The organism is Terriglobales bacterium, assembly GCA_035454605.1.
Classification (GTDB): domain Bacteria; phylum Acidobacteriota; class Terriglobia; order Terriglobales; family Acidobacteriaceae; genus DATMAB01.
Window position 1 is genome coordinate 1 of the sequence record DATIGQ010000047.1, and the last position, 7,523, is coordinate 7,523.

9 protein-coding genes are annotated in these 7,523 nt (G+C 62.4%); 6 read left to right on the plus strand and 3 right to left on the minus strand.

Annotated features, from left to right (window positions below):
* The 3 genes from VLE48_03095 to VLE48_03105 all read right to left on the minus strand — a co-directional run.
* Nucleotides 1-326: hypothetical protein (locus VLE48_03095; GenBank protein HSA91971.1), on the minus strand; the 326-nt coding region annotated here is incomplete at its 3' end.
* A gap of 106 nt (nt 327-432) precedes the next feature.
* Nucleotides 433-891 (minus strand): hypothetical protein, encoded by a 459-nt coding sequence (locus tag VLE48_03100; protein HSA91972.1) that lies wholly within the window; start codon nt 889-891, stop codon nt 433-435.
* A 4-nt stretch (nt 892-895) separates the two neighbouring features.
* The gene (locus tag VLE48_03105; GenBank protein ID HSA91973.1) at nt 896-1,552 is read right to left on the minus strand and encodes a hypothetical protein; all 657 of its coding nucleotides are present in this window, start codon (nt 1,550-1,552) and stop codon (nt 896-898) included.
* Between the two features lie 348 nt (nt 1,553-1,900).
* On the opposite strand from VLE48_03105, the gene VLE48_03110 reads away from it, so the two are divergent.
* From VLE48_03110 to VLE48_03135, 6 genes are all read left to right on the plus strand, one after another.
* Complete coding sequence (locus tag VLE48_03110) at nt 1,901-4,027, plus strand: radical SAM protein (GenBank protein ID HSA91974.1); 2,127 nt, start codon at nt 1,901-1,903, stop codon at nt 4,025-4,027.
* A 76-nt stretch (nt 4,028-4,103) separates the two neighbouring features.
* Entirely contained in the window at nt 4,104-4,577 is a 474-nt protein-coding gene (locus tag VLE48_03115; protein ID HSA91975.1) for a nuclear transport factor 2 family protein, read from the plus strand.
* 226 nt (nt 4,578-4,803) lie between these two features.
* Nucleotides 4,804-5,412: a prepilin-type N-terminal cleavage/methylation domain-containing protein gene (locus VLE48_03120; protein HSA91976.1), complete on the plus strand. Its 609-nt coding sequence runs from the start codon at nt 4,804-4,806 to the stop codon at nt 5,410-5,412.
* A 5-nt stretch (nt 5,413-5,417) separates the two neighbouring features.
* Nucleotides 5,418-6,008, plus strand: coding sequence for a prepilin-type N-terminal cleavage/methylation domain-containing protein (locus tag VLE48_03125; GenBank protein ID HSA91977.1), 591 nt, complete (start codon nt 5,418-5,420; stop codon nt 6,006-6,008).
* A gap of 13 nt (nt 6,009-6,021) precedes the next feature.
* Complete coding sequence (locus VLE48_03130) at nt 6,022-6,867, plus strand: type II secretion system protein (protein HSA91978.1); 846 nt, start codon at nt 6,022-6,024, stop codon at nt 6,865-6,867.
* 11 nt (nt 6,868-6,878) lie between these two features.
* A partial coding sequence (locus tag VLE48_03135; protein HSA91979.1) for a pilus assembly PilX N-terminal domain-containing protein occupies nt 6,879-7,523 on the plus strand: 645 nt, incomplete at its 3' end.

A 7,523-nucleotide genomic window follows, 5' to 3' on the forward strand; every position in this document is an offset into this window, starting at 1 on the left:
GGCGCGAAGAACAACACCACCAGCCACTCCGGCAGCCCGGCGGAGCGCAGGCGCTTGAGCGTCATCCCGATGCCTACATAGATGAAGGGCAGCGAGAGCGCCAGCATGGTGAGGAAGAACAGAGCTTCCTCTCGCGACAGCGAGGTGATGTGCAGCGCCTGTCCCGGCGGGACGTAGTAGTTGAAGATGCCCCACTGCTTGTGGAAGACCCAGGAGGCCACGATGCGGTCGAGGTTGTGCTTGATGGCGAATCCGACCAGGCCGACCAGGGTATAGGCGCCGCGATCGACTTTGCCTTCCCAGCGGAAAAGGTCAGCGGGTTTCATGCTGCGTTCCGAGCACCGTTGTACCCCGCATGCGCCGGGGGCGCAAGGATTCTCCGATTGAATGATTTTCGAAAGATTCGAAGAAATCGGCGAGCCAGAACGAGGCCTACTGCACGGAGGTACCGGGCATCGCTTCCAGTTTTTCGCGGACGGCTTGGTAGAAGGTCCAGATGTTGTCGGGCTCGCCTTCGGTGAGGCGGCGGTAGACCTTGATGGATGGGAAGAGCTTGGCGGTGCCGATGGTGAGCGTGAGGGTGGCGAACAGGGCGCCGGGATAGGTTTCCACGCTCCACTCGCCACCCCAGCGCCGGCGGACGACCTCGCCCAGGTAGCCGCCCCAAAGCTTGCACATCAACTCCATCTGGTCGGCGGGAGGAGCGAGCGCATCCGGCGAGGAAACGCCCGGCGGGCCGCCGCGCAGCTCGTCGTGCAGGCGGGCGAGGATGAACTCGACGCGCTCCAGGCTCTGCTCGCTGTAATCCAGCTCGACCTCGAACTCACGGGCGATATCCACGGCGCCCTGGGCAAAGTCCTGAGCCATATCGGCGATGGTGGCGTAGCTCATGGGCTCAGGAAGTGACCATTGAGGGATTGAACTGCGCCTTGGTACGAGCCAGGCCGGCCTGCAACTCGTGCTGGAAGGTTTCCTGCATGGCGGCAAGCGCGTCGGTGGGCGTGGCGTATTCGCCCTCCAGGCGGATGAGGCCGTCGGCGGCCAGAGGCGCGGCCAGTTGCAAGAGCTTTTCCACGGGATGGTTCACATAGCTGGCGTCGTGCGGGTCAGCGAGCCAGACCGTGGGAGCGCCCAGCCGAACGCCCAGCCAATACACCTTGCGGCGCAGCAAGCCGCGCACGTCTTCTTCTTTCTGCGCCGGGAAGCGGACAATCTTCTCGCGGAAAGAATAGTAGCGCGTCGAAACCTCGACCGGCTGCAGCTTGGCGGACTTGAGGAACTCGAGCTGGCCGTTGTCCACCGTCTTGCGGATGGCGTTGACGACCAGAGATTCCGCGTGAACGGGCTCGAGCGACGGCAGCTCTTCGGCCAAGGTAAGCGTCAGATTGGCGGAAGCCTGCGCCTTGAGACCGCTGCCGTCTTCCAGGTTCACCGCACCGTGCAGTACGTAGAAATCGGCGCCGGAGGTGGCGCGGTGGAACGGCCAGCGCAGCTCGATACGCAACGGAATCCCGTGGAGAGTGACGAACAGATTGGAGTGAGTACTGGACATGAAGGGGGTTAGATCCCGAGTTGTCAGGAACCACAGCAGAATAGCAAATTCCTTCAACGTGGGAGGTAGCGGTCTGCTAGAATGCGCGCTTCGTCGTCGGGGGCTGATGAGACGACCCGGCGAAACAGGTTTTCTTGTTGATTCCGCAGGGGTTAGCAGACAAGCGCAGCGCACCGTTCAATGCACAAGCCTGCCACTGAGCCGCGATTTCGCACCTTTCCGGGGTTTCTTGGTGGGAGGGAACGCAAGTGCTTGTAGCCTGAAGGATTAGTGACGCCGGAGGACTGTGTCCTCGGGCGTCAAAGTGTACCGGTGGGCGCACAAACTCGGTAGGGAGAAACGCACACGATGAAGCCGATCAAGTTCGTCGAGTTCGGGTTGACCACGGCCGCCAAGTGCGGCTGGAAAGTGTACGACTGGCTGAACCAGTACAACCCGAATCCCTCCTTCACCCCCCGGTGGTCGGAGAAGCCCATCCTGAAGTCCTATCAGAAGACCAAGCCGCCACTGGGCTGGCCGCGCACCACCGATTCACTGTGCCCGCGGTGCGTGCCGGAGATCCGGCAGCAGATCCTGGACGGCAAACTGCCGCACGAGGTGCTGCTCAACGAGCGCGTAGGCGAGATCAAGGCGCAGATCGTGGAGCGCGACGGCAAGATCTGGATGATCAAGGACTGCCCCAAGCACGGTCACTTCGAGGACATCATGTCCATCGATACCGCGTTCTATCGGCACCTGGAGGAGATGTTCCCGGGACGGGACATGCGCGCCCACGCCGACGAACACCTGCATCACCACGGTTCTTCCACCATCAAGCACGGGCGGGGCGCGGTGCTGACCGTGGACCTGACCAACCGCTGCAACATGATGTGCGACCCCTGCTTCATGGACGCCAACCAGGTGGGCTTTGTGCATGAGCTGACCTGGGAAGAGATCAAGACGGTGCTGGACAACGCCATCTCGCTGAAGCCCAAGCGGCAGATGTCGGTGCAGTTCTCGGGCGGCGAGCCCACGCTCTCGCCCTACTTCCTGGACGCGGTGCGGTACTCGCGCAAGGTGGGCTACAACAGCGTGCAGGCGGCCACCAATGGAATCGAGTTCGCCAAGAGTTACGAGTTCTGCGAGCAAGCGGCGGAAGCGGGTCTGCGCTATGCCTACCTGCAGTTCGACGGCATCGGCAACGGCGCCAATGCGCACCGCAAAGTGGGCAACCTGTTCGACGTGAAGCTGCGGGCCATCGAGAACCTGGTGAAGGCGGGAGTGGAGATCGTGCCCGTCACCACCATCATCAACGGCATCAACAACGAACAGGTGGGCAAGCTGGTGCAGTTCGGGCTGGAGAACCCGAAGGTCATCTCCTTCCTGTCGTTCCAGCCAGTCAGCTTTACCGGCCGCGACGAGGCCATTACCGACGAGCGGCGCATGGCGCAGCGCTACACCCTCAGCCACCTGGCGCACGACGTGAAGAACCAGACCGGGCTGGGCGAACCGGCCCGCGATTGGTTCCCCATCAGCTTTCTTTCCACCTTCTCCGACTGGGCCGACCTGGTGCACGGGCCGGAGGCGAGCTGGGGCCAGATGAGCTGCGGCTGCCACCCCAACTGCGGGGTGGGCATGGCGATCATGGTGGACAAGGAAACCAAGGAAGCCGCGCCGCTAACCTCATTCCTGAACGTGGACCAGTTGGCCAAGGACGTGGGCCGCATCACCGATGCCGGCCGCGGCCGTGGACTGTCGCTGCTGGGCATGGCGCTGGCGGTGATGCGCAACTACAACCCGTTCAAGACCACCACCCACTTCACCATCTTCGATCTGCTGATGAAGTTCGATAAGGGCTTCGGCGCCACCAAGAAGGCGCAGGCCGGCAGGAAGTACGGCAAAGTCACCGGCGAGCGCACGAAGGAGGATATCGAGCGGCGCCGCAAGGACCGCTGGAACATCCTGTTCGTGGCCGGCATGTGGTTCCAGGACCTGTTCAATTACGACTTCCGGCGCACCGAGCAGTGCATCATCCCGTACGCCACCCAGGAAGGCGAAATCAGCTTCTGTGCCTATAACACGGGCATCGGCTGGCGCAACATCATCGAGAAGATGCATATGACCGCCACCCTCACCCGCTGGTACGAAGAGCACGGGCGGCATGAGATCTTCGCCGGCGGAAAGAAAGTGAACCTGGAAACCACCGAGCAGCAGTTGCTGCGGCTCAACCAGGAGCACGTCAACGCGGACGAGCAGCACGATCTCGACCGGCTGGGCATCGCCAAGAATGCCCGGGAAGAGAAGCTGCGCGCACGGGCGGCCAAGCTGCACGAAGAAGAAGAGAACGCCCGCATGGCGAAGCTGTATCGCCAAGTGGTGCTGAAAGAGCAGACCCCGGATACGGCCAACTTTGTGCCGCTCAACTCGCTGGCCAGCACACCCGCCCCGGCGCCGGCGGAGACGATAGAGGAGAAGGAAGAGGTCTACGGGGACTAGGCAAAGTATTCCACCGAACGGCCGCCCAGTGGGCGGCCGTTCTTTTTTCCGCAGCACGCGGAGTAGAATCTGGCGCATGCCGAAATCCACCCCGCTTGCGCTGCCACTGATCGTCGTGCTGGTGCTCGGCGGCTGCACCATGTGGAAGGAAAAGCAGCCGGCCACCTGGAACAGCGCCACCGGAGCCGAGCAGTTCGAGCGCCTGTTGTGGCAGGAGATCAAGGCGCGCAACTGGCCGGAGGTAGAGCGGCATCTGGGATCAAACCTGGTGGTGGTTGTGCCCACCGGGACGCGCGACCGCGCGGCCCAGATGGAGTTCCTCAAGGGCGTGGAAATCACCGACTATTCCATCGGTGAGATGCAGGTCACTCCCAACGGCAACGACATGGTAGTGACCTACACCATATCTGTGCAGGGAACCGTGAACGGGGAGCCGATCGGCCAAGGTCCTTGGCGGATGCTGGGGGTGTGGCAACAAGTGGGGACAAGCTGGGTGGCGATTGTCCAGGCGGGGATGCCGGCAAGTCCAGAAGGCCAGCAACGGAAGTAATCTTCCAAAAACGTTACGAAATGTAACAGAATTGTCGAATGGGGACAGTGTTTAGGGGCCCTTGAATCGCCATTCAAGTCTCTGTTTACCAAGGACATGACGGTCACCGGGCGGAAGGTGGAAGCCGGAGTGCAGTAGTGCTAACATCGCGGGCCAGAACCGGCTCGGTGCCGGTATGGCAAGCGCTGCGCCCGGGAGAAGGGGGCGCGCAGAGGGATTGTTACCCATGAAAACGAGCAAGTTGCGCAGACAGTCGGCTGGATTCTCGCTGGTCGAGCTGTTGATTGTGGTGGTGATCATCATGGTGGTGAGCGCCATCGCCGCACCCAACGTGATGCAGGCGTATGCCAACTTCCGGCTGCGTTCGGCGGCCACGGCGCAAGCCCAGATGCTGCAGCGCGTGCGCATGAAGGCGCTGAACAACAACCGGATCGAGAAGCTCGGTTTCACCTGGAATTGGACAGGCAGCTACTACTACGTGACCACATTCGTGGAAGACAACCCCGCCAACTGGTCGATCGACCCCAGTGAGCGCGATGTGGTGGCACAAATGCCCACGAACATGTGGTACGGGTCGGGACCGGACACCAGCACCATGCAACTGGATTTTGTGGCGCAGAACCTGTGGTGGGCGATGGGCTTCGACGCCCAGGGCAATCCCTGCTACTGGGACTTCGCCGGAGGCTGTGCCACCACCTACGCAGGGCAGCGGGTGGGCTTCGTCTACTATCTGTACCAGATGAACAACTGGAACCCCACGAGTTACGCCGCCATCACGGTTTCGCCCAGCGGGCGCGTACGCACCTGGATCTGGAGCGGTAGCCGCTGGCAATAGGAGGCATGATGCGTGCTCGCAATCGCAGAGCCGTACGCCCGCGTGAGGCGGGCCTGTCGCTGATTGAGCTGATGATCGCCATGCTGGTGATGACGGTAGGGTTCATGGCGACCATGATCCTGATCTCGACCGCCATTGCCTCCAACAACCGCAACAAGCTGGACACTACGGCCACGGCGCTGTCTCAGATGGTGACGGAGACAGTGGCGGCGCAATCGGTGGTGGTGGGCGCCCCGATGACGGTGGTGGACTGCCGGCCGACTGCGGCGGGCGGACCGCAAACCTGGACGATCGCGACCGCGGTGGGGCCGAATGTGAACGACCAGGCGGGCGCCAGCGTGGATGCCACGACCGGCAGCATTAATTTCACCCAGCTCTACGCCAACGTTCCCGTGGGCTACAAGATGGAATTCGTGGCCTGCGGAGCCGCGGGCACGCAAGCCACATACGACGTGCGCTGGAACATACGGCGCATCAGCGCGTTCTCCAAGCTGGTGACGGTATCGACGCGGCAGATCGGCGCCCGCGCCGGAGGACCGCAGCAACTGCAGTACTTCACTCCCCCGGTGACGCTGCGCACGATTGCAGGTTTCTAGCGAGGCAGATGCCATGACACACAATCAGGCAAAGAAGGAGCGAGGCTTCTCGCTGATCGAGCTGTTGACGGTCATCGCCATCCTGACCATCGTGATGGGCGTGGTCTTCCGTGAGATCATCCGGGTGCAACAGCGGTTCCGCACCGAAGAAGCCAAGCTGGACGTGTTCCAGGAAGCGCGCAACTTCATGGACCGGTTCGTGCGCGACCTGCACCAGGCGGGATATCCGGGGCAAAGGCTGTACGAGCCGGCGGCCATCACCATGAGCCCCAAGATCAACGACAGACGAGTGGCGGCGGGGCTCGTTCTGGTGAGGAACACCGACCTGCTCTTCGAGTCGGACATCGATGGAGACGGCCAGGTGGACAGCATCCGCTACACGCTGGTGACCGGCACGGGCGGCAACTGCCCTTGCACCATCCGGCGCAGCCAGGTGATCAAGATCAACGGAACCTCACCCTTGAGCCAGCCGACCAACTATTTCAGCATCGTGGGCAATATCATCAACAGCGGCGGTTCGGGGGGAAGCGGGCCCAACGGTTCGCGGTCCATCTGTTTTCCCAATCCTGTGGGCGGCGGGTGTTCCGCAACCAGCCCCTTCGCGACCGCAACCGGCGTGGTCCAGATCTCCAACGACACCGTGTATGGACCGTACCGGTCGCTGCCGGTCTTCCAGGCTTTCGACCGCAACGGCCTGGCGGTAACCCTTCCCATCGACATCAACACCAATCCAACGGCCCTCAAGAACATTCGCACCATCCGGGTAACCATGAACGTGCTGGCGACGGCGCCAGACCCGCAGACGCTGATGCGTCCGGCGGTCTCGCTGACCGCTTCGGCCCGGGTGCAGAACAACTAGGGAGAGTCGTCATGAAGAGACATCGTAACCATGAAGAACGGGGCGTGGCGCTGCTAATGGCGCTGTTCGCCATCATGCTGCTCTCGGCCATCGCCATCGGGTTGATGTACATGTCCGACACCGAGACCAGCATCAACCGCAATTACCGCGACCAGCAACGCGCCTTTTTCGCCGCCCAGGCGGGCCTGGCGGAAGTGCGCGAACGGCTGACTGTGAGCAACACCGGCACGCACCTGATCGTGGGGCCAGCGGGAATGCCCGCCCTGGCCAATTCCGTGATGTACGTGATCAACCCGGCCAGCGGTGAGACCGTGACTCCGACCGTGCCCGGCAGCCGGTACTTCGATACCCAGCTTTGCCACGAGAACCTGGCAGGCCTGGGCATGACCAACCCCGGACCGGGGGTGCAGTGCACCACGGCGGCCTCGTCTCCGGGCGTGTATGCGCCGTTCATCACGAGCGACGCGCCGTTCAACGCCACGGCCGCCGCGCTGGAATACAAGTGGGTACGCCTGACCGCCAAGGCCAACATGAGCGGCTCACCCTTCTTCGTAGACGGAGGCGCGAACGCAGCTACGTATAACACGCAGGTGTGCTACGACGGCTTGAATGAAAAGGTGATGCCCGCCGGCTATGCCACTTGCTCTTCGGAGCCG